At 41.2% G+C, this 24282-nt stretch carries 18 protein-coding genes and 1 tRNA gene; 12 read left to right on the plus strand and 7 right to left on the minus strand.

Features of this window, described 5'->3' with window-relative positions:
• Nucleotides 1-260 precede the first annotated feature (260 nt).
• Nucleotides 261-449 carry a hypothetical protein gene (locus BLW31_RS22265; protein ID WP_010539098.1) on the plus strand — a complete coding sequence of 63 codons (189 nt, stop codon included), beginning with the start codon at nt 261-263 and terminating at the stop codon, nt 447-449.
• Nucleotides 450-500: 51 nt separating this feature from the next.
• Here the strand turns inward: BLW31_RS22265 and BLW31_RS22270 are convergent, their stop codons facing one another.
• Complete coding sequence (locus BLW31_RS22270) at nt 501-2561, minus strand: HelD family protein (RefSeq protein ID WP_010539097.1); 2061 nt, start codon at nt 2559-2561, stop codon at nt 501-503.
• A 141-nt stretch (nt 2562-2702) separates the two neighbouring features.
• Between BLW31_RS22270 and BLW31_RS22275 the strand changes: the two genes are divergently transcribed.
• On the plus strand, nt 2703-3287 hold the full coding sequence (locus tag BLW31_RS22275) for a hypothetical protein (RefSeq protein WP_010539096.1): 585 nt from the start codon (nt 2703-2705) through the stop codon (nt 3285-3287).
• On the opposite strand, the gene BLW31_RS22280 is transcribed toward BLW31_RS22275, so the two are convergent.
• On the minus strand, nt 3288-4064 hold the full coding sequence (locus BLW31_RS22280) for a LuxR C-terminal-related transcriptional regulator (RefSeq protein WP_010539095.1): 777 nt from the start codon (nt 4062-4064) through the stop codon (nt 3288-3290).
• A 317-nt stretch (nt 4065-4381) separates the two neighbouring features.
• Between BLW31_RS22280 and rbpB the strand changes: the two genes are divergently transcribed.
• The 5 genes from rbpB (at nt 4382) to BLW31_RS22305 (ending at nt 9354) form a co-directional block, all read left to right on the plus strand.
• Nucleotides 4382-4684 (plus strand): RNA-binding protein RbpB, encoded by a 303-nt coding sequence (gene rbpB / locus BLW31_RS22285; protein ID WP_010539094.1) that lies wholly within the window; start codon nt 4382-4384, stop codon nt 4682-4684.
• Between the two features lie 359 nt (nt 4685-5043).
• Nucleotides 5044-6117, plus strand: a complete 1074-nt coding sequence (locus BLW31_RS22290) for an NAD(P)H-dependent flavin oxidoreductase (protein WP_029425676.1) — start codon at nt 5044-5046, stop codon at nt 6115-6117.
• Nucleotides 6118-6212: 95 nt separating this feature from the next.
• Complete coding sequence (locus BLW31_RS22295; RefSeq protein ID WP_010539092.1) at nt 6213-7337, plus strand: DEAD/DEAH box helicase; 1125 nt, start codon at nt 6213-6215, stop codon at nt 7335-7337.
• 54 nt (nt 7338-7391) lie between these two features.
• Nucleotides 7392-7850, plus strand: a complete 459-nt coding sequence (locus BLW31_RS22300) for a cold shock domain-containing protein (RefSeq protein WP_010539091.1) — start codon at nt 7392-7394, stop codon at nt 7848-7850.
• 277 nt (nt 7851-8127) lie between these two features.
• Nucleotides 8128-9354, plus strand: coding sequence for a glycoside hydrolase family 76 protein (locus BLW31_RS22305; RefSeq protein ID WP_022301851.1), 1227 nt, complete (start codon nt 8128-8130; stop codon nt 9352-9354).
• A 77-nt stretch (nt 9355-9431) separates the two neighbouring features.
• On the opposite strand, the gene BLW31_RS22310 is transcribed toward BLW31_RS22305, so the two are convergent.
• From BLW31_RS22310 to sppA, 5 genes are all read right to left on the minus strand, one after another.
• Nucleotides 9432-9504: transfer RNA gene (locus BLW31_RS22310), tRNA-Phe, on the minus strand.
• Nucleotides 9505-9669: 165 nt separating this feature from the next.
• A complete protein-coding gene (gene thiL, locus BLW31_RS22315) occupies nt 9670-10704 on the minus strand; it encodes a thiamine-phosphate kinase (protein ID WP_010539089.1) in 1035 nt (344 codons plus the stop codon).
• A gap of 15 nt (nt 10705-10719) precedes the next feature.
• Nucleotides 10720-11529, minus strand: a complete 810-nt coding sequence (locus BLW31_RS22320; RefSeq protein ID WP_010539088.1) for a purine-nucleoside phosphorylase — start codon at nt 11527-11529, stop codon at nt 10720-10722.
• The gene (gene lpxK, locus BLW31_RS22325) at nt 11468-12610 is read right to left on the minus strand and encodes a tetraacyldisaccharide 4'-kinase (RefSeq protein WP_010539087.1); all 1143 of its coding nucleotides are present in this window, start codon (nt 12608-12610) and stop codon (nt 11468-11470) included. The genes BLW31_RS22320 and lpxK overlap by 62 nt, the downstream gene beginning before the upstream one ends.
• A gap of 10 nt (nt 12611-12620) precedes the next feature.
• On the minus strand, nt 12621-14399 hold the full coding sequence (gene sppA / locus BLW31_RS22330) for a signal peptide peptidase SppA (protein ID WP_010539086.1): 1779 nt from the start codon (nt 14397-14399) through the stop codon (nt 12621-12623).
• Nucleotides 14400-14625: 226 nt separating this feature from the next.
• On the opposite strand from sppA, the gene BLW31_RS22335 reads away from it, so the two are divergent.
• The 5 genes from BLW31_RS22335 (at nt 14626) to BLW31_RS22355 (ending at nt 24220) form a co-directional block, all read left to right on the plus strand.
• Nucleotides 14626-16818, plus strand: a complete 2193-nt coding sequence (locus tag BLW31_RS22335) for a GH92 family glycosyl hydrolase (protein ID WP_029425675.1) — start codon at nt 14626-14628, stop codon at nt 16816-16818.
• Nucleotides 16819-16944: 126 nt separating this feature from the next.
• Complete coding sequence (locus BLW31_RS22340) at nt 16945-17535, plus strand: RNA polymerase sigma-70 factor (RefSeq protein WP_010539084.1); 591 nt, start codon at nt 16945-16947, stop codon at nt 17533-17535.
• 70 nt (nt 17536-17605) lie between these two features.
• Nucleotides 17606-18619, plus strand: a complete 1014-nt coding sequence (locus BLW31_RS22345) for a FecR family protein (RefSeq protein WP_010539083.1) — start codon at nt 17606-17608, stop codon at nt 18617-18619.
• 271 nt (nt 18620-18890) lie between these two features.
• Nucleotides 18891-22250 carry a SusC/RagA family TonB-linked outer membrane protein gene (locus tag BLW31_RS22350; protein WP_029425674.1) on the plus strand — a complete coding sequence of 1120 codons (3360 nt, stop codon included), beginning with the start codon at nt 18891-18893 and terminating at the stop codon, nt 22248-22250.
• Between the two features lie 11 nt (nt 22251-22261).
• Nucleotides 22262-24220: a RagB/SusD family nutrient uptake outer membrane protein gene (locus BLW31_RS22355; RefSeq protein WP_010539081.1), complete on the plus strand. Its 1959-nt coding sequence runs from the start codon at nt 22262-22264 to the stop codon at nt 24218-24220.
• The last annotated feature ends 62 nt before the right edge of the window (nt 24221-24282 follow it).

Below are 24282 nucleotides of genomic sequence, written 5' to 3' on the forward strand. Positions count from 1 at the left end.
TGCCACACAAATGGAAGGAAAACAGAAGTAGAATCTGAAAAGAAAAGGATTATCTGATTTTTTGAAGAAAAACACGGCATCGCCGAGACGCTTACGCTTTTTGATGGGTAAACAATGAGAGATACCTTTCCGAATAGGTATCTCTCATTTACTATATTATTGACTATAAATATATTACATATCCAACAATGAGACCGTGAGACTAAAATTGTTTTTTTCTTTCTAAGAGCGATTACCGGTCAACCGTCTTCGTACCAAAAGTGGAAGACTTTACCGTGGAGGATATTTCTGGATTATGGATTTATTTTCGTTCAAATTCGGATATTCGCCTCTTTACAGGAACCACAACTCGTTCGGATGGATTGAAATTTAAAGACTTGGACCACATTAATGATTCAGGTATTAATGACCTGAATGGTGGAGATGAAGCACCTGATCTTATTGTATAATGGATACTTTTTGTAAGATAATATGCAAACGCCCACAATCTTGGTAAGGAATTAACCGATAAACTGATTTTGTATCCCGCTATAGGTCAATGTAATTTTATGCATCGCCCTTGTCACTGCCACATAAAGCATATTGCTATCTATCGTAGAATGATAGTTTTTATTATCAGCCTGTGGAATGATTACTTCATCAAATTCCAGTCCTTTTGCCATATGTGCAGAAGTAACAACAACTCCTTTTGTATAAGCTGAACTTTGACTTGACAAAAGCGATATGTTATCTGTATGGACTTGGAGTTTTTGAGCAAGCGCTTTTGCCAGAGTTTCTGTTTTGCAGATTATTCCCAAAGATGTATATCCGGAGTTTCTGAAGTCCGATATCAAATTAGCAATGCCTGTAGTTTCTTCTTCTGTATTCTTAAATTGAAGAATTTCAGGCTGTTCCCCATGTCGCATAATGGGTTCCAGCTCCTTGTTTGTCTGAATTTTCTGTGCCAGACAGGTAATTTCAAATGTAGAGCGATAACTCTTACAGAGTTTCATTATTTCTCCGGTGATAAACACTTTTTGAATCATGGCAGCAGTTGAAGAACCATAGGGATTGACAGATTGAGAAGCATCTCCAAGAATTGTTTTCCGGCAGGGATAAAGTTTTTGGATCACTTTGTATTGTATGGGAGAATAGTCCTGCATTTCATCTATCAGAAGATGTCTGATATGAGTTTGAGTTTTATTTCCATCCAATGCGAGATGCAGATAAGCCAGAGGAGCCATATCTGCATATTCCAGCATACGATTCTTTCGCATCTTGAACATTTCAGGTTTTCCGGCCCATTCGAAGAAATCTTTATAGATCTGAAGGTCGTTATTTCCTGAAAACATATTCTTAATTTCTTTTCTCAGCAGATTTTTCTCAGCGGTAGTGACTGTAAGGTTATACTGGATTTTCATCATTTCCAGAATGTAATCCGTCATGGTTTCAAATCGTTGGCGTATGGGGTAACGATGGAATCGTTTGAATTGTTCCCCTATGAATTCAGCGGGAATAGTGATATACTTGGTAATTTTTACATTAGTCGCTTTGAAATAGTGATTTTCCATATGGAGGATGAATTTGTCGAGTCGGGAAACAAACTCGAAAGAGGCTTTGTATTGTATACGTTCGATAAAATCCGGAACCGGTTTTTCCAGTAGTTCCGAAACTTGTCCGAAGAAATCCTGATACTTATATTTGTTGTTGAGGACGGTGGAGAGAATTTGTTCCATGCTGGTTTCCGGTACGGTTGTTTCGCCAAGTTCCGGGAGGACATTGGAAATGTAATCAGCAAACACTTTATTGGGGGAGATAATCAGGATATCTCTGGATGCAATCTTTCCTTTTTGCGCATAGAGCAGATAGGCGATGCGATGTAATGCAATAGATGTTTTTCCCGATCCGGCGACTCCCTGTATGATGAGCACAGGCGTATCTTCGTTACGGATAATCCGGTTCTGTTCGCGCTGGATAGTCGTGACGATATTTCTCATCTTGTCGTCTGCATTGGAACAGAGCTCTTTTTGCAGGATATCATCATGAACAGTGACGGAACTTTCAATCATGTATTCCATCTTACCTTTACGAATGCGATACTGACGTTTGAGTGAAATCTTTCCATGCACTTCGCCTGAAGGAGAAGAATAAGTGGCCTCATCTGACTCATAATCATAAAACATACCCGAAATAGGTGCCCGCCAATCGTATATCAGGTTTCTTTTGCTTTTGATATCAAAGAATGTATGGATACCTATGTATATAGGGATGTTTTTGCTGTCGCTTTTATTTTCCTTAAAGTCGATTCGTCCGAAGTAAGGAATATCCAGTATTTTACTCAGGCGATTGCGTTTGTCTATCACATTCTCGCCTCGTGCAAAATGATTCAGGATACTTTCACGCATGGAACGGATTTCGTGAGGATCGATGTCCTTATTGGACCATAGATAATCTTTGTATTCCTGCAGAGTGTCTACATGCTCTTTTACTGATTTGTCTGTGCTGTTTATCGTATCATTGATGATATCGATCACCTGTTGCAAATATTCTTTTTCCTGTTCTTCTGTTCCGTTGAATATCATATATAAATTCAGTTTGGGTATTAAAAGTTGATTGAAAGGCTGGCAAAGTTAGTTGGATTCAGTGTGGTATTAAATAGTTATTTATAGCTATATCTAAAGCCTTTTTCTTATTTTTGTACGCTCATTTAATCAAGAAGAAAGATGGATATCCTCGACATTGCAAGAAAAAATCAACAGAAGGCATGGGAAATAATAAAGAAAATCAATGTAATTCCGATATGGGAGGGTATTGGTGCACAGATTAATCTGGTTGGTTCTCTTCGTACGGGATTGCTGATGAAACACCGGGATATTGATTTTCATATATATACGCCTTCTTTAAATTTAGCCGATAGTTTCAGGGCAATGGCGAGACTGGCGGAAAACACGTCAGTGAAGAAGATAGAGTGTGTGAATCTTTTGCATACTATTGAGGAATGTATTGAATGGCATGCCTGGTATCAGGATTCGGATAATACACTCTGGCAATTTGATATGATACATATCCGGAAAGGTTCCCGGTACGATGGATATTTTGAGAAAGTAGCTGAACGTATTTCTTCCGTCTTGACGGATGAAACTAAGCGGGCAATTCTTCAATTGAAAAATGAGACACCCGAAAGTGAAAAGATTATGGGGATAGAATATTACCAGGCTGTTATACGGGATGGAGTACGGACTTATGCCGGGTTTGAAGAATGGCGAAAAAAGCATCCGGTGGCAGGAGTGTTGGAATGGATGCCTTAATCAGCTCAATATGCCCGACTCATATCCTATGCGGATAGCTTCGATGGAATTTTGCACCCCTAGTTTCCTTAACAGATTTTGTCGGTGAATATTGACGGTATGAATGCTGACGCACAGTTTGTTTGCTATTTCCTTACTCAACAGTCCTTTTTGGATGAGGTGTAATATTTCTGTTTCCCGTTTGGTGAGAGGGTTAGGGACATGAAGCGATAGAGAAGGGGAGAATATAGCTCCATTTTTCAGATTGAGTACAGTACAGTCTACTGTTTCGGACTCTTCCTGATCGGGCGAAATATCGATATTCCCGATTACCAGCCATGCTTTTCCATTGACTGTCTGCTCCAGAACCTGATGCTTGCTGACGACACGTATGTATTGTTGCTTTGCATTAAGAATACGAAAACTGTAAATATTAGAATAATCGTTTCGTTGTTCCGGAGGCAAGTTGTAAATAAACTGACTTAATTTAATTTGTAAGGTGAGCAGTTGTGCACGGTCGTCCGGATGAATCCGTGACTCCAGATAGTCTCCCTGTTTTTCCAATGTTGCTATCTTATGGCTGTCATATCCCAGTAAATCCACAAAATTCTGAGAGGCATAAGCGTATCTGCATTTGTATACATCAACTACAAATGTACAGTTGCCGCTTATCTTGGAAAACTGGTGAAGCATGGATTTATCACGCTCCCATACGGTGTAGTCTATGTCAGTAAAAGACAAGCGTTGTTTTGCCCACAATTCTTCCCGTGTGATATCTATAGACTTGGTTTCTGGCATTTGTGGAATTGTTTTTGGATTGAAGTATGACAAAAGTAGACATAATCCGGGATATTATCAAGGAAGGAGAGGAGATTTACTTATTCTTATTGTTTCATACAACAATCGTGCTAACAAATGATAATAAATGAACATCTCTTGAAAAATAAATAATAAAAAGATAGTTATCTAATTAATTGTATTATCTTTGTTCCCAGAGTTTGAGTCACGAATCATTATTGTGTAGTTCTTCTTTATAATATATTATTAGTAAGTAGTCCTCTTCTGTAATTATCCTCCTCACTCCAATTTAGTATTTATTTTTAATAAAATTTTAGATGAACATTTACATTTCAGGTTTAAGTTATGGCACAAATGATGCTGACTTAACAAATTTATTTGCAGAATTTGGAGAAGTTTCTTCTGCCAAAGTTATTTTTGATAGAGAAACAGGTAGATCCAGAGGATTCGCTTTCGTAGAAATGGCGAATGATGCAGAAGGACAAAAAGCTATTGACGAATTGAACGGCGTTGAATATGACCAGAAGGTTATTTCAGTGAGCGTTGCACGTCCTCGCGCAGAAAAACCGTCATATGGTGGTAATCGCGGAGGTGGTTATAACAATTCAAGAAGATATTAATATCAGCATAAAAGCAGAAGATGATGTCTTCTGCTTTTATATAAATTGTTCCGTTTCATGATTTAACGGAGGTGTTTCTGTTATACAGAGAAAACGAAAAATCATTTTACATTTAAGTTCTGCTAATTCTGCCTCTTTTATGCGCAATATCAGGAATATATAATCCTGCACTTTCCATTCTGACAATAGATTTATTAGACTTTTTTGTAATACAATACTCTTGAAAGAACCAAGAGTGAGAGTTTAATAACTAATATCCAATCAGGCAAATAGTCAATGATGAAGGCGACTTTGAATACTTGAATAAATTATATTCAGGTTGTGACGACTTTGAAATGGCCAAACACAGAATGAAATATATGAAATCATTTTTTATAGGAAATATTGAAATAAAGGTACCTGTTATACAAGGTGGAATGGGAGTTGGGATATCATTGTCCGGTCTGGCGTCGGCAGTAGCAAACGAAGGAGGAGTAGGAGTTATATCATGTGCTGGTCTGGGACTGCTTTATCCTAGAGAAAAAGGTACTTATACCGAGAAATGTATTGGTGGCCTGAAAGAAGAGATTCGTAAATCACGCATGAAAACAAAAGGCATTATTGGTGTGAATGTCATGGTTGCCTTGTCGAATTATGCTGATATGGTGCGTACTGCGATTAATGAAAAGATTGATGTGATATTTTCCGGTGCCGGACTTCCGCTTGATCTGCCTTCATATCTGATTCCGGAGAGCGTAACGAAACTGGTACCTATCGTATCTTCTTCGAGAGCTGCCAGAATAATCTGTGATAAATGGCAAAAGAATTATAACTATCTGCCGGATGCGATAGTAGTTGAAGGACCCAAAGCTGGCGGGCATTTGGGATTTAAAAAGGAACAGTTGCAAGATCAGAATTTTGCCTTGGATGTATTGATCCCTGAAGTAGTGGCGATTGCGGCCAACTATAAAGAACAGAAACATATTCCGGTGATTGCCGCCGGTGGGATTTCGACGGGTGAAGATATTGCTCATTTTATGGAACTGGGAGCTTCGGGAGTACAGATGGGAAGTATTTTCGTGACAACTCTCGAATGTGATGCTTCGGAAACTTTTAAAGAAGTGTATATTCACTCCAAATCCGAAGATGTACTTATTATTGAAAGTCCCGTTGGAATGCCGGGACGGGCTATTGACGGAGAATTCATTCATAGCGTGAATGATGGTCTGGAAAAGCCAAGGAAGTGTTCATTCCATTGCATTAAGACATGTGACTATACGAAAAGTCCTTATTGCATTATTAAGGCGCTGTATAATGCAGCCAAAGGAAATATGAAAAAAGGCTATGCTTTTGCCGGTAGCAATGCCTTTCTGGCAGAAAAAATAAGCAGTGTGAAGGAAGTAATGAATACACTGGAAAGCGAGTTCTTTTTAGCGACTCACAAACTGGCTTAATCTCTGAGACCTTGCATTTCCGTGATTGGATTTGTCCGATTCTCTCACTATATATAAAATTAACCGCTGCTTCGAAAACAGCAAAAACAACATTTATGACATTTAAAGAATTAAATATAACCGAACCTATTTTAAAAGCAGTTGAAGAAAAAGGATATACTGTGCCTACTCCTATCCAGGAAAAAGCGATTCCTGTAGCATTGGTAAAAAGAGATATATTAGGTTGTGCGCAAACTGGAACCGGAAAAACCGCTTCTTTTGCAATACCTATAATACAACATTTACATCTCAATAAGGGAGAGGGCAAGCGTTTGGGAATTAAAGCTCTGATTTTAACTCCTACGCGAGAACTCGCATTACAAATAAGTGAATGTATTGACGATTATTCAAAATATACACGTATTCGTCACGGAGTCATTTTTGGAGGTGTAAATCAACGCCCACAAGTGGATATGTTGCATAAGGGAATCGATATCCTGGTTGCTACTCCGGGACGCCTGCTCGATTTAATGAATCAAGGGCATATACGATTGGATAATATTCAGTATTTTGTTTTGGATGAAGCAGACCGTATGCTTGATATGGGCTTTATTCATGATATTAAGCGGATATTACCGAAACTTCCGAAGGAAAAGCAGACTTTATTTTTCTCGGCTACGATGCCTGATACAATTATTGCGCTGACTAATTCTTTGTTGAAGAATCCGGTGAAGATTTATGTAACACCGAAATCATCAACTGTAGATTCTATAAAACAGCTGGTTTACTTTGTGGAGAAGAAAGAGAAAAGTCAGTTGTTGATTTCAATCTTGCAAAAATCGGAAGATCGGTCAGTACTTATATTCTCGCGTACAAAGCACAATGCTGATAAGATCGTTAAAATATTGGGTAAAGCAGGTATTGGCAGCCAGGCTATTCATGGAAATAAGAGTCAGGCAGCACGACAGTCTGCGTTGGGCAATTTTAAGTCGGGAAAGACGCGGGTGATGGTTGCTACTGATATCGCTTCTCGAGGAATTGATATTAATGAGCTGCCGTTGGTTATCAATTATGATCTTCCTGATGTACCTGAGACGTATGTGCATCGTATCGGACGTACAGGAAGAGCTGGAAATGAAGGAACAGCACTTACGTTCTGTTCTCAGGAAGAACGTAAATTGATTAATGACATTCAGAAGTTGACAGGCAAGAAACTAAATAGGGCTGACATTGCAATTTAAGAGCAATCCCTTACATTATTCATTAAAATATAGTATAAATTAAATATAAGTTCTATGGCAAAATCCATTACGGTAGGTAAACGTGAAAATGAAAAAAAGAGACTCGCTAAACGAGAAGAAAAACAAAAGAAAAAGGATAGTAAGAAGTTATCCAGCAAAAGCAGCTTCGATGATATGATTGCTTATGTCGATGAGAATGGAATGATAACTTCGACTCCTCCGGCTGAAAATGTAAAAAAGGAAGAGATAAATCCGGATGAAATAATTATTGCAACTCCAAAGAAAGAAGATGAAGAACCTGTTATATTAAGGGGGAGAGTTGAATTCTTTAATGAGGCAAGAGGATTCGGTTTTATTAAGGACCTTGCCGGGGTTGACAAGTACTTTTTTCATGTTAATAATGTCGTTGGCAATATCTCGGAGGGTAATATTGTAACATTCGATCTAGAACGGGGTGTGAAAGGTATGAATGCGGTCAATATCTGTCTCGAAAAGAAACCGGTGGAGAATTAAAATAAAACAAGATAAATAAGTATTGAAACTTATTTTATAAGATACATTTGCTTGAGTGCAATCTGATAAAATAAAAAAATCCCTTGAGCCTCAGAGGTCCAAGGGATTTTTTGTGCGCAAAAACAGCGTCGTGTATGAATGGTAAAATAGGGAATTAACAGGAAAAGAATACAGTATAACGTACAAAAATGGCAAGAAATAATTGTTCATTATCTCTACTATTTCCTACCTTTGTCTGCTGAGGCAGAAATATTATTAACTTTTAAACGCAGAAAACATGAAGAACTTATTGATTATGGCATTTTTTCTTGGCTTGACTTTGCAACTCTCTGCAGGGACCGGAGGAAACAATGCTGTAATTGTAGAAAAGACTACGGCAAGTCCGATGGAAAAGACATCTGTTAATTGGCAGAAAATGGCAGATGGTATGTCAAAAGCCCTTATAAAGCATTTTTGGGGTGCAAATTTTAAAGGGTATGAGAACCGTTATTATTTCAACTATGGTAGTGATCTTTCTAATATGACTACCAATCATTATTGGCCACAGGCGCATGCTATGGATGTGATGGTAGATGCGTATATGCGTACCGGAAGCAAACAGTATCTGAATATTTATCCGTTATGGTGGGAGGGTGCACCGAAGTTCAACTTCTCAGGCAGAGCCGAAGATCCATGGTGGAATGTATTTGTTGATGATATGGAATGGATTGCTTTGGCACAGATTCGTATGTTTGAAAGCACTAAGGACACCAAGTATCTGAAGAAAGCCAAGCAGATGTACGATGATTGGATCTGGTCTACCTGGGGACCGGAAGATGAGGCTCCGTGGTTTGGCGGTATTACCTGGAAGACGGATGTGGCAAAATCTAAAAATGCCTGTTCTAATGGTCCTGCTGCTCTGATTGCTGCCCGGTTGTATAATTTCTATGATGCTATAGGTAAAACGAGGGGAAAATCAAAGCAGGCCTATCTGAATGAAGCCATCAAAATATATACCTGGGAGAAGAACAACTTGTTCGACCGTCAGACCGGGGCAGTATATGACAGCATGAATGGTGAGGGTAAGATTACTAAATGGACATTCTCGTACAATGCGGGTACTTTCTTGGGAGCAGCTCATGAACTGTATAAGATTACAGGAGATAAACAATATCTGGCAGACGCGGTGAAAGTTGCTAATTTTGTGATTGATCATTTGTCAACAAACGAAGGTGTACTCCCTGATGCAGTAGGTGGTGATGGTGGTTTGTTTCATGGCATTTTCTTCCGTTATTTTGTGAAACTGATTAATGAACCTGCGTTGGATGGTACTAATTATAACAAGTTCCGCAACTACATAACTCATTGCGCTACAGTTATGGCAGAGCAGGGAGTGAATGGGAAGACTATGCTGTACAGTGGTCGTTGGAGAAAAGCACCTGCCGATGATGAAGGTGTCGGGTTAACGTCCCATCTGACCGGCTGTATGCTGATGGAAGCTATGTGTGTACTTAAGCAGAGGTAATAGAATAAGAAAAAGAGATAAAATAAAAATCCCTTGAACTTCTGAAGTTCAAGGGATTTTTATTACTGAGTTGATAGTGGTGCCACCAGGAATCGAACCGGGGACACAAGGATTTTCAGTCCTTTGCTCTACCAACTGAGCTATGGCACCGTAATGCTAATTCAACTCAGTTGTTTCTCTTTTGCGGTTGCAAAGGTAGTTAAACTTTTGGATTCTGCAAGGGTTCTATAAATAAAAAACACTGATAAAAAGCTAGTTTGCTTATTATCAGTGTTGTATAGAATGAAATATTTTTCTGTAATATACCGAAAAAATCTACTTATCTTCTTTCAGTGGATTCCATCCTTGGGCTTTCAGTTCAAACTCTTGCCCGTCGCGAGTAATCAATGCACAGCCAAGCTCGGGTTTGGTGATGTGTCCGATGAGGCGGATGCCTTCCATTTGTGATACTTTCTCGTGATCGGCAATAGGGACGGTGAAAAGTAATTCGTAGTCCTCGCCGCCATTCATAGCACAAGTGGTCAGGTTCATGTTGAATTCTTCTGCCATGACGGCTGTCTGATAGTCAATAGGAATATGTTCCTCGTAGACACGACATCCGGCGTTACTTTGTTTGCAGATATGCATTAGTTCGGATGATAAGCCATCGGAAATGTCCATCATGGATGTCGGGACAATGTTGGCAGCCGCCAGCTTTTCGATAATATCTTTACGGGCTTCCGGTTTTAACTGGCGTTCCAATAAATATTCTTTGCCGGTGAAATCAGGCTGGATATCCTTTTCACCTTTCAGGACAGTTTTCTCACGCTCAAGGAGTTGCAGTCCCATATATGCAGCACCCAGGTCACCGCTGACACAGATCAAGTCTGTTTCTTTGGCTCCGTTGCGATAGACCACTTTGTCTTTGTCAGCATCTCCAATGCAGGTAATGCTGATAGCGAGTCCTGTAAGAGAAGAAGAAGTATCTCCTCCGATAATGTCTACATGATACTGCTGGCATGCCAGACGAATACCTGAGTAAAGCTCTTCCATATCTTCTACGCTGAAGCGTTTGGAAAGAGCGAGTGAAACGGTAATCTGCCGTGGAGTACCATTCATTGCATAAATATCGGAGAAATTGACTACAGCCGACTTATATCCCAAATGTTTCAGAGGTACATAAGTCAAGTCGAAATGTACACCTTCCATTAGCAAGTCGGTTGTCACCAATATTTGTTTCTCCGAAGGGTAGGAGAGGACGGCAGCATCATCGCCTACTCCATATCGGGTAGATTCATTTTCTGGTTTAATACCCTCGGTGAGGCGGTCAATCAGCCCGAACTCGCCGAGAGTCGCTATTTCTGTTCTCATAAATAGAGTTTAGTATTAAGCACGGTTGATAAGTTCACGCATGATAGTAGTCATTTTAGGTTGAGCTGCGTCAGCCGCTTTCTGAACTTCTTCATGTGATACTTCTACGATTTTTCCTTCTACTCCCAAGTCTGTGATGACGGAGATACCGAAGACTTTGATTCCGCAATGGTTGGCTACGATCACTTCGGGGACAGTAGACATACCGACTGCATCGGCACCCAGGATGTGGAATAGTTTATATTCAGCAGGGGTTTCAAAAGTGGGGCCTTGCGTACCGATATAAATTCCATGTTGTACCTTGATGCCTTTTTCTCTGGCGATCTCGTCAGCCTTACGAATCAGTTCTTTATCGTATGCTTCACTCATATCCGGGAAGCGGGGACCATAAGGAATGTTCTTGCCACGAAGAGGATGTTCGGGGAAATAGTTGATATGATCAGTGATAATCATCAGGTCGCCAATTTCAAAGGCTTCGTTTGTTCCGCCACTGGCATTGGATACAAACAGCGTTTTGATACCCAGTTCACGCATCACACGCACAGGGAAAGTTACTTCTTTCATTGAATAACCTTCGTAGTAGTGGAAACGGCCTTGCATGGCCATGATGTCTTTGTTGCCCAACTTACCGAATATCAGTTTTCCACTATGACCTTCGACAGTAGATATCGGGAAGTTAGGAATATCCGAATACTTTATTTCATACTTCTCGGTGATTTCGTCCGCCAAACTGCCAAGTCCGGTGCCAAGAATGATGGCTGTTTCAGGACTGGTGTGCATCTTCCCTTTCAGAAAAGCTGCTGTTTCTTGTATTTTCTCTAACATAGCCAATAATGTGTTGGTTAAATTTATCTTGTTGATTTTGTAATATCTCAATTTCAATGGGCAAGGCGTAGATAAACGGTTTCAATTCCTCACTCAAAGCCGGATGATGGATCAGACGGGTCGCATCTTTCTCGGTGGTGACAATCAGTTTATGTTCGCCTTTCAGTCTCTTGAATCGTTCCTTGATCTGTAGCATGTCCCGATGACTGAAATGATGATGATCTTCGAATGAAAACAGATCGATCTGATCGGTATATGTTTTCAACTCTTCGAGCATGCGTGCGGGGGATGCAATGCCGGTGACCAGCAAAATATCCGTATTCACCAAAGCACTCAGAGGTAATTCATTAGGTGGGGAATCGACCCCCGGAGCTACTGATGGAAATACCGGCTGCAGATTTCCATAGCGGAACGATGAGAAATATAACTGCTGATAGGGATAAAGGTTCAGTCGTTTCGTGATAATATTATAGTCGATAGGCTTAATGTCTTGCGGACACTTTGTGACAATAACGATTTGTGCCCGGTTTTTACCGTTGACAGATTCGCGTAGACGACCTGCCGGAAGTAAAGTATCGTCGCAGAAGAGGCGGTGATAATCCGTCAGCAGGATGCTTAATCCTGGTTTGACATACCGGTGTTGGAAAGCATCGTCCAGCAATACCACTTCAATAGGCGGTTCTTTGATGGCAAGGAGCTGTTCTATGCCATGGCAACGGTTCTCATCGACTGCCAGCGTGACAGACGGGAACTTGGTGTACATTTGGTAAGGCTCGTCACCGATGCTGTGCGCGGTGCTTTGGGAAGTTGCGAGCACATATCCCCGGCTATGCCTTTTATATCCCCGGCTCAATACAGCCACATGATAGCTGTTACGAAGTAACTTTATCAGATATTCAGTGTGCGGTGTTTTTCCTGTTCCGCCTACAGACAGATTGCCGATGCAGATGACAGGAACGTCAAAACTCTTTGACCGGAGAAATCCCCAGTCAAAGAGTTTGTTTCTTACTGTTACCACTGCCCCGTAAATCCACGAGACAGGGTAAAGCCACTTATGTATCTTGATAAAGTGTTCGTCCATGTAGTACGGTTTACTTAATATTTAATTCGAATGGAATGCGTGCCTGAATCATGGAACGCTCTGTTAAATTCTTCAGCATGCCGAATTGTTGATAATACTCGCCTAACTTGCTTTTCAGTATTTGTGCTTCCACATAATTGGTAGGCTTGGTGTCAAGCAAGGAAGATAAAAAGTCTTGTTTGGCTGGATAAGATACTACTGTATATCCTTCTATTCCAGCTTTCTTTACAGCAATTTCTAAGGCAGTATCAATGCCTCCGAGTTCATCCACCAGTCCAAGTTTTTTGGCTGCTTCTCCTGTCCATACACGACCTTCGGCAACTTTTTCGATCGCTTCTTTAGTTATGTTTCGTCCTTCAGCACAACGACTGACAAATGTATCATAACCTTGTGTAATCATCATTTGCATCAGCGTTTTTTCGTCCTCGTTGAAAGGGCGCATGATATTTCCGAAATCGGCAAACTTGTTTGTTTTTACTACATCATAGGTCAAACCGATCTTTTCGGATAGTTCCTTTGCGTTTGGTATCATACCGAAGATTCCGATGGAGCCGGTCAATGTAGTCGGCTCTGCAACGATGGTGTCGGCTACACAAGAAATATAATAACCTCCTGATGCAGCATAATCACCCATAGAAACAATCACAGGTTTCTTCGTTTTCAGTTCCTTCACCGCATGCCAGATTTGTTCGGATGCAAAAGCGCTTCCACCCGGAGAATTGACGCGGAGTACGACAGCCTTTACATCGTCGTTATCTTTCAGTTTGCGCAGGTCACGGATCACTTTAGTACCTACAATACCCTCTTCGGAGGCGGAAGAACCGCTGTAATCAGTGATTTCTCCGGATGCATAGTAAACAGCTACGATGTTACCGCTCTTATCTTTCGGCATATTCTTCTTTACATTGATCATGTCGTTCAGTCCTAATACCGGGAGACGATCATCTTCTTTCAGATCCACCCACTGCTTCAGATAATTGCGGACATCATTGCGGTAAATTAATGTATCTGCCAAACCGCATTGTACACTCTCTTCTGCCGGATAGAACATCAGCATACGGTCAGCATAAGCGTTCAGTGAATCGACCGGAAGACTGCGGGAAGCGGATACTCCTTCGGTTACCTGTCCCCAGATTGAGTGGATGAAAGCGGTCACCTGTTCACGGTTGGCAGGGCTCATCTCGGTAGAAGTGAACGGTTCTACAGCAGATTTGTAAGTGCCTACTTTGAAAATCTGCATTTCTATTCCGAGCTTTTGCAACAAGTCTTTATAGAACAGAGGAGCAGAAGCTATTCCTCGCCATTCAATCATTCCTTTCGGATTGAGCAATACCTTATCCGCTACACTGGAAAGATAATACAGTCCTTGTGTATAGCTGTCTCCATAGGCAATAATGAACTTTCCGCTTTCTTTAAAGTCGAGTAATGCGTTGCGGATTTCCTGCAGAGATGCGTATGAAGTTCCAAGCATGCTTGCTTGCAGATAAATGCCTTTGATATTTTCATTCTCTTTTGCCTTTTTGATGGAAGAAAGAATATCGTCCAGTCCATATGTGTTGGAGTCGTCGCTGAACAACTCTGATAAAATGCCTAACGGACTCTCCTGAGTGCGTTCGACTAATGTACCGTTCAGATCGAGCATCATCACAGAATTCTTTTTCACTACTGTCTCGGTATCCGAAGTAGATACGATGCCGAACAGCGTTACCATGCCGATAATAAATAATACGATGCTTGACAAGATGATACCGGTCACAGTGGCAAGCGTAAATTTCAAGAAATCTTTCATTATACTATTGTTTTTTTAGCCAGCTTATTTTTAAGCTAACAAAGATAAATAATTGAGTTGATATTTATTCAATAAGTCGTGCGAATTTTTGTTTTGTCACAGTCAATCAATATAATTATTCGGACCTCCCTCTTTAAATAAACATACTATACCATATACTATAAGAGGGATTTTTTTTATCTTTGTCGCTGTCATCATGCGACATTAACTTAACATCATACTTATCATGAAAAGAAAAATCCCTCTTATGGCCGCTGCTCTGGCGGGTGTGTTTTTAAGCACATCTTGTGATCCGGTAGAAAAAACGGATACAAAAGACTACACTCAATATGTGAACACTTTTATTGGTGCGGCTGACAATGGGCATACGTTTCCCGGTGCCTGTTATCCTTTCGGAATGATACAGACCAGTCCGGTGACAGGGGCAGTCGGCTGGAGATACTGCTCGGAATATACTTATCAGGACTCTTTGATCTGGGGTTTCACTCAGACTCACCTGAACGGAACCGGCTGTATGGATCTGGGAGATATTCTGGTAATGCCGGTTACCGGTACTCGTGCCCGTGCATGGGATGCTTACCGCAGCCACTTCCCGAAAGACAAGGAAGCTGCTACTCCGGGATATTATACAGTAGAATTATCTGACCCTCAGGTAAAAGCAGAACTGACAGCTTCTATCCATGCGGCTCTTCATCGCTATACATATCATAAAGCTGATTCGGCTTCCTTATTAATAGACTTGCAGCATGGACCCGCCTGGAGAGAAGAACAATATCACTCGCAAGTGAATAGTTGTGAGGTGAACTGGGAAGATGCCCAGACACTGACAGGACACGTCAACAATACAGTATGGGTTGATCAGGACTATTTTTTTGTGATGAAGTTTAACCGTCCTGTTATAGATTCTCTTTACCTGCCGATGGGAGAAACAGAGAAAGGCAAACGGATCATTGCCACTTTCGATATGAAACCGGGAGAGGAACTGATGATGAAGGTCGCTCTTTCAACTACCAGCGTAGAAGGAGCGAAGAAAAACCTGCAGGCTGAAATTCCCGACTGGAACTTTGACGGCGTGAAGCTGGCTGCCCATGACGAATGGAATAGCTATCTGAGTCGTATTGATGTAGAGGGTACTGATGATGAAAAGACGAATTTCTATACTTGTTTCTATCATGCATTGATTCAGCCTAACCAGATTTCGGACGTAGACGGTATGTATCGTAATGCTGCCGATTCGATCGTGAAAGCCGGAACAGGAACGTTCTACTCAACATTCTCTTTATGGGATACCTATCGTGCCGCTCATCCATTCTATACATTAATGGTTCCCGAGCGTGTGGATGGTTTTGTCAATTCATTAATCGAACAGGGTGAAGTGCAAGGCTTCCTGCCAATCTGGGCGTTATGGGGAAAAGAAAACTTCTGTATGATTGGCAATCATGGTGTATCTGTCATTGCCGAGGCTTACCGCAAAGGTTTCCATGGCTTTGATGCTGAACGTGCTTTCAATATGGTGAAGAAGACGCAAACCGTATCTCATCCGCTGAAGTCTGATTGGGAAGTGTATACGAAGTACGGATATTTCCCGACAGACCTGACAAAGGCAGAGTCCGTATCTTCAACCTTGGAATCGGTATATGATGATTATGCGGCAGCTGACATGGCACGTCGTATGGGAAAAGAAGAAGATGCCGCTTACTTTGCGAAACGTGCTGATTATTATAAGAACTTGTTCGATTCGCAAACTAACTTTATGCGTCCGCGTAATGCTGACGGGGTATGGAAATCTCCGTTTAATCCCAGTGATGTAGGACATGCGGAAAGTACAGGTGGTGATTATACGGAAGGAAATGCATGGCAATATACCTGGCATGTGCAACATGATGTTCCGGGTTTGATTGCTCTCTTTGGTGGAGAAAAAGCATTCCTGAACAAGTTGGATTCTTTGTTTACAGTGAAACTGGAAACAACTCAGGCTGACGTAACAGGGCTGATCGGACAATACGCACATGGCAATGAGCCAAGTCATCATGTTACTTATTTGTATGCCTTGGCAGGTCGTCCGGAACGTACACAGGAACTAATCCGTGAGATATTTGACACTCAGTATAAGAACAAGCCTGATGGGCTTTGTGGAAACGATGACTGCGGGCAGATGTCTGCATGGTATATGTTCAGCGCAATGGGCTTTTATCCGGTAAATCCGGTCAGCGGTGATTATGTGTTCGGTGCTCCTCAGTTACCGAAGATTGTGTTGCATCTGGCAGATGGGAAGACCTTCACTGTAATTGCAGAAAACCTGTCGAAGGAGCACAAATATGTGGATAGCATCACGTTAAACGGTGAACCTTATTCCAAGAACACGATTTCTCATGAAGACATTCTGAAAGGTGGTACACTCGTATATAAGATGAAATAGGTCTTATATATAATAGTATAAAGAACCTCCCTCTAAAGAAATTTTTCTTTGGAGGGATTTCTTGTTTTATATGCATTAAATTCGAATAATTCTCTAAATTTGTGCCATTAATCCGGCTGATACATAATGGAGAATACTGAAACTTTAATAGTAGAACAACTGAAGGCAGGCAATGAAAATGCTTATCGTTACCTCTATGATCATCATTATGCCCTGCTCTGTCATGTTGCCAATGGTTATCTAAAAGATCAGTTTCTTTCCGAAACCATTGTAGGGGATACTATCTTCCATTTATGGGAAATACGTGAAACGTTGGATATCTCAGTTTCTATCCGCAGTTACTTGTTGAGAGCTGTCCGCAATCGTTGTATTAACTATCTTAATTCGGAGCGTGAAAAACGGGAAATTGCATTTTCAGCTCTGATGCCTGATGAGATGACAGATGATAAAATCATATTATCCGATTCGTATCCGTTGGGCACTTTGCTGGAGCGTGAACTTGAAAACGAAATATATAAGGCGATCGATAAATTGCCGGATGAATGCCGTCGGGTTTTTGCCAAAAGTCGTTTTGAAGGAAAATCATACGAAGAAATTTCCCGTGAACTTGGAATATCTGTCAATACAGTTAAATATCATATAAAGAATGCTTTAGCTTCTTTACATGTTGATTTGAGCAAGTACCTGCTCTCTCTATTACTACTTTTTTTCAGGTAAAGCGAAAAAAAATCATTTTTTGACTACCCTCAATTAAAAAGCAACTGTCTCCTTTATAGAAAGCATAAATATGGAAGAAGAAAATAGACATATTGATGAACTGATTGCCAGTTATCTGACTGAAGGTTTGGATAAGAACGCTCTAGACGAACTGAAAACGTGGATTGTCGCATCGGCTGAGAATCGGCAATATTTTATTCAGCAGCGGGAAATCTGGTTTTCTGCTGTAAATCGTGAAGCTGCATCTGTCTATAATAAGGATAAAGCGTTTGAGAATTTTAGAAACCGCGTTGAAAGCCGGAAGAAAACTCAGAGCACTTCCCGTCAAGGTTTTAGCTTGTCGGTGATATGGCGTTACGCAGCAGTGGTTGCAATCATGATAGCTGTGGGATGTATTTCTTACTGGCAAGGAGAAGTCAATGTGAAAGATACCTTTGCGGACATTTCAGTAGAGGCCCCTTTGGGATCGAAAACCAAACTTTATTTGCCGGATGGTACACTGGTCTGGTTGAACGCCGGTTCACGAATGACTTATTCGCAAGGTTTCGGGGTTGACAACCGGAAAGTGGAATTGGAAGGTGAGGGGTATTTCGAGGTAAAGCGGAATGAAAAGGTTCCTTTTTTCGTAAAGACAAAAGATTTGCAGTTGCAGGTGCTGGGAACAAAATTCAATTTCCGTGATTATCCGGAAGATCATGAAGTAATCGTTTCCTTGTTAGAGGGTAAAGTCGAATTAAATAATTTGTTAAGGAAGGAAAAAGAAGCAGTTCTTGCTCCTGACGAGAGGGCGGTGCTGAATAAGGCGAACGGACTTTTGAAAGTAGAATCGGTTACTGCATCCAATGCTTCTCAGTGGACTGACGGTTACTTGTTTTTTGATGAAGAACTTTTGCCGGATATCGCAAAAAAACTGGAACGTAGCTATAATGTGAAGATTCACATAGCCAATGATTCTTTAAAGACATTCCGTTTTTATGGTAATTTCGTCCGCCGCGAACAAAGTATTCAGGAAGTGCTGGAGGCATTGGCGTCTACGGAAAAAATGCAATATAAGATTGAAGAACGCAATATAACTATCTATTAACCGGTTACCAGAGATTATGATGCTATGATTGTTTAACCTTAAAAATGAGCAATATGAATAAAGAGAAAAATACAGAATGATCTTTAGCTGACTAATAAGGAGAGACAACTAAAAAACCGGAAGATTTCGGACATCTCCCGGCTCCTTTAAGTCTCTTCTTTCAACAAACATCTAGTGTGAATATGTTTTCAAAAGAGAATATGCAAAGTTAGCAAAATACATCTCTTTTAAAACGAGTTATTCAAGTTTTAATTAATAATTTGTTTATTTTATGAATTACAGGAAGAAGGCCATATTAATGGTCATGGCTCTGTTTTGCCTTAATGTAGCAATACTGGCCCAGGCTGTTTCATTGAAAATGGATAACGTTTCAGTGAAAGAAGCAATGACCCAATTGAAGAATAAGAGCGGATATTCTTTTGTTTATAAAGTCGGAGATCTGGATACAAAGAAGATTATAACCGTAAAGGCAAAAGAACTGAATGAGGCTATTGATCAGATTTTGTACGAACAGGACGTTGTTTATGAAGTAAAAGGGAAGAATATAATTGTTCAGAAAAGACAAGCTAAACAGAATACTTCAAAAGACGGTAAAAAACGTAAGATAACAGGGACAGTGAACGATGTGAACGGTGAGCCTATTATTGGTGTTACTATAAAAGAAAAAGGGACGAATAACGGAACTGTATCAGATGTGAATGCGAAGTTTACGTTGGAAGTATCGCCGGGAGCAGTATTGGAACTATCTTATATCGGCTATCAGCCTTTGGAGGTGAAGGTTGGAAATCAAACCGATTTATCCATTGTTTTGTATGAAAAGCAGGAACTGCTGGATGAAGTGGTAGTAGTGGGATACGGTACTATGAAAAAGAGCGATCTGAATGCATCGATTGTTTCTGTAAAGTCGGAGAAACTCAATAAAACAGCTTCACCTAACTTCTCGGAAATGTTGATGGGGCGTGCGGCAGGACTTACTGTAAAACAAGGAAGTGCACAGCCTGGTGGTGGTCTGGAAGTATTAATTCGTGGTGCGGCTTCCACCGGTGCCGGCAACGATCCATTGTATGTTGTCGATGGCTTTCCCATAGTGAATGCAGGGGTCAATCCGGGAAGCGGCAATCAGTGGACAGCCGGAAATAACAGTCCTTTGAGCAGTATTAATCCTAACGATATCGAATCCATTGAAATCTTGAAGGATGCTTCGGCAACTGCCATTTATGGTGCGCGGGGTGCTAATGGAGTTGTATTGATTACGACAAAAAGAGGTACTCAGGATACGAAAGTTGAGTATAATATGAATATGTCTTTTCAGACAATAAATAAACGTCCCGAATTGTTGACAGCAGGAGAGTTGATGGCAACTCAGAACAGTTACTATAAAGAGCAGTATTTAATGCAGAACCTTGTGTATCCTTATGGAAATACTGATCCGAGTGCTGTCAGTCCTTATGTACCTGTGTACACAGATGAAGAAATAGCAAAAGCAGGTAAAGGGACGAACTGGTATGATATGATTACCCGTACCGGGCTTATCCAGCAACATAACCTGACAGTCACTTATGGTAATGAGAAAATGAAATCATTGATTTCCTTGAACTACTTCGACCAGAAAGGGGTTGTGAAGACATCCGGTTACAAGCGTTACAGTTTTCGCTATAACCTGGATCATAAAATAACTAAATGGTGGGATTATGGTATCTCTGCTACAGCCTCTTATGTAGTCGATCAAAATGCGACATTAGGGGGAGGATATGACAGTACGGCAGGTATTATTGAATCGGCTTTAAGTTATAGCCCGACAGTGAAGGCAGAAAGAGACCCTACAACCGGCAAATGGATTGAAGACCCTAAACAGGCATTACTCAATCATCCTTTGTCCTATCTGGACATTGAGGATGAGACAAAGACCAAGCGCTTTCTGGCAACAGCATTTACGAATTTTTATTTTATAAAAGATGTGTTCTGGCTGAAACTGTCTGCCGGGGCGGATATTCGCGACGGAGTGCGGCATAGTTATTATCCGATGACTACAAAATATGGAAGTAGTGTGAATGGAGACGCGAATATCAATTCCGCCAACCGCGAAGATTATGTGGCAGATATGGTTTTCAACTTTCAGAAGACTTTCAAAGAGAAGCATAAACTTCTTGCCTTGCTGGGATATTCCTATCAGGTGCAGAATGATGACGGAGCATATGCACGTGCTATGGGATTTATGTCTGATGCACTGATGTATTATAAACTACAGGCAGGTGAAACGCGTCCGGTTGTCAGTTCTTACAAGAATAAACACGTGCTGGCTTCTTATTTCGGTCGTGCTCAATATTCTTTCAAGGACAAGTATTTGTTCACTTTTACAGCTCGCATTGATGGCAGCGACCGTTTCGGCAAGAACAATCGTTATGCCTTTTTTCCTTCGGGAGCATTTGCGTGGAGAATAAATCAGGAAGATTTTCTGAAAGATGTAAGCTGGCTTTCCGATGCTAAATTGCGTGTCAGCATGGGACAGGTAGGTAACGAGAATCTACCTAACGATGCCGCTTCCGAGTATTTTTCCTTCGAAGGAAGAAATTACTATCTGGGCGATGTCGAAAAGCGCGGGGTAAACCTTGGAAAGTTTGGTAATCCTGACTTGAAATGGGAAACCACCACAGAAGTTAACTTCGGACTGGATTTCGGCTTTTTCCGGAATCGTATCAATGGTAGTGCCGATATTTTCTTTAAGGAAGTGAAAGACTTGCTGAGCTGGCGTTCATTGCCGCATACAGCTGTCACTACCGGTATATGGTCCAATATTGGAAAAACAAGAAGTACCGGTTTTGAGTTGACATTGAATACGGTGAATCTGGAAGGTCCGTTGCATTGGGAATCGACTTTGACGTACACTTCCTATCGAGACAGATGGAAAGAACGCGATCCGAAAGTAATTCTGGCTCCTTATGTGAAAGAAGACGATCCGGTGAGTGCCATCTATACATTGATTCCGGACGGTATAAAGCAGGCAGGTGAAGATACTCCTGCCATGCCGGACCTGTTGCCGGGACAACGCAAATATAAAGATGTGAACGGACTCGACGAGGAAGGGAATCTGACAGGAAAGCCTGATGGTAAAATAGATCAGGCAGACGTGGTATATCTGGGTACACGGGCACCGAAGTTTACGATGGGTTTTTCGAATGATTTCCGATATAAGGGCTTTGATTTGAATATCTATCTTTATGCTTCAGTGGGCGGATATTCATATCCTTATACCCAGGTAGAACATGGGGTGTATGGTGGAAATGGCATTCAACGCCTGAAAGACAATAATAACTTTCTGGCGGATATAAAAAATCGCTGGACTTCCGATAACATGGGGTCTGCTATGCCTAGTGGAGAGGTGAACAGCTATGATAGTTACGGTGCTCCAAACTGGGAAAAGAATACATATTTGCGTCTGAAGAACGTGACGTTAGGGTATGATTTGAGCAGACTGTTTAAAGCAAATAAGTTGAAAGTAAGATTTTACTTTTCCGGTCAGAATCTGCTGACGTTTACCGGATATAAAGGACTTGATCCGGAAGTCGAAAACGATCGGGCGGCGTATCCTCAACAAAAAACTTTTTCATTTGGGCTTGATGTGAAATTTTAAACTGGAATGTCATGAAGAAATTTGTCAAAAAACTAATATTACTATTTATAAGCATTCAGTTTGCAGCCTGTGAGGGTAATTTGGAACCTCACTTGTACGGAGTAGTAGATACTGGAAATGCGTTTAGTACTCCTGCCGATCTTTCGGCTGCCACTGTTGCTCTTTATTATGAATTGCGCCAAAAAGGCTGGGGACCTTATTTATTCTGCGATGGAAGTTCTTTTGTGATGGACGAAGTTTCAACAGAAGAATGGACTACCAAATGGTCATGGGTTGCTTTTCTGAATGGCACGTGGACGGATGCCGATCAGATGGTGAAAGGATTCTATAATTGGATGGCACCTAATATCACCCGTTGCACTTATACAATAGCGAAAATGGAGGAGTCTCCGGTGACACAATCGGTGAAAGACTTGTATATTGCGGAAGTTCGGGCACTCAGAGCATTTTTTATGTTCGATTTATATAGGCTTTATGGTCCTATGCCGATGATTCTGGAAGCCGACCAGGCGATTAATCCGGACCCGGATTATAAACCTTATAGACCGACGGCAGAGGAAGTCGGGACTTTTATAACAACAGAACTACGGGCTGCCGCCGACGCGCTTCCGATAGAACAAGCTGAATACGGACGTATCACAAAAGGAGCTGCGCTTCATTATTTGCTGAAATATTACATGCACGAAAAACTGTGGCAGAATGCTTTGGAAACAGCCAATGAAATAATCGGTTTGAATTATTATGAACTGGAAAAGGATTATGCAAGCATATTTTCTGCCCAGAATGAAGGCAATAAGGAATTGATGTTTGTCGTGAGGGCGGAACCGCTTGCCGATTATGGTAATCATACTTATGCCAATATCTTGCCGGGAGACTATGCTTCACCTCATGGAAACATTGTGGAAGGATGGTCCGGACACCGGATGCCATGGGAGTTCTATGATACGTTTGATGAAAATGATCGCAGAAGAGCTCTGGCACAAGCCGAATATACTTCAAAATCCGGTGCTACCATTGATTTGAGGGCAAGCGGTGATGTAGGAGCTCTGCCTTTGAAATATGGGATTGATCCTGAAGCCACCGGTACTTGGGCAGGCAATGACAAAGTGCTCGATCGGTATGCGGAAGTGTTGTTGTTTAAGGCAGAAGCATTGAATGAACTGAATGGTCCTAATCAGGAGAGCGTTAACTTGATTAATGATATCCGGAAACGTGCATTTGGTTTCGGCACTTCTCTGCCTGCGACTCCCGTTTTCAAAGAGAGTTTTGACGGGGAATTTGCCGATGATGTAATAGGTATATTCTCAATGAATAATTATGATCAGGCCGGTGGATCTGCCTGGAAGTATAATGTGGATAAAAACAACACGTTGAACAATGGAAATTGCTTGCATGTGGAGGTGGAATCTTCTGGTACGGAATTCTGGACTTTGCAAATGCGGACAGAGCCTTTGGTGGCAAAAGGACGCAAGTATTCGATAAAGATGAAGCTGAAAGCCTCGAAAGACGTTCAGTTTGAAATTCGTATTGAAGGACCATTGAGCCATATGGAAACTATATCTTTGAAGGCTGGCGAAGTTAAGGAATTCTCAACGCAGACAGGCAAGGCTACGGAAGATAAAAACTGTGCCCTGTTCCTTGCCTTGGGAAATTCAGGCAGCGGCTATGATCTTTGGATTGATGAGATAGAGTTTACAGCGATGGAACAGGCTGCTGAAGGAGGAGAGGATGTAATGAAGCAATTGTCCGATTTTCCGGATAAGGAGTCATTGCGAGACTGGATCCTGAAAGAGAGAGGCTGGGAGTTCTGGTATGAAGGAAAACGGAGGGAAGATTTGATTCGAATGGGGAAATACGTAGAAACCGGTAAGCAATACAGCAGTAATTTCTCAGAGAAGAATCTCCTGTTCCCGATACCTACTTCGGTCATTATTGAAAATTCTCATATTGAGCAGAATCCTCATTATTGATTATGAATTTATTTATCAGTATTCAATAGGTAAGTAGATAGGGAGTTGTAGCAGGTAGCTTT

The organism is Bacteroides faecis MAJ27 (assembly GCF_900106755.1).
Classification (GTDB): Bacteria; Bacteroidota; Bacteroidia; order Bacteroidales; family Bacteroidaceae; genus Bacteroides; species Bacteroides faecis.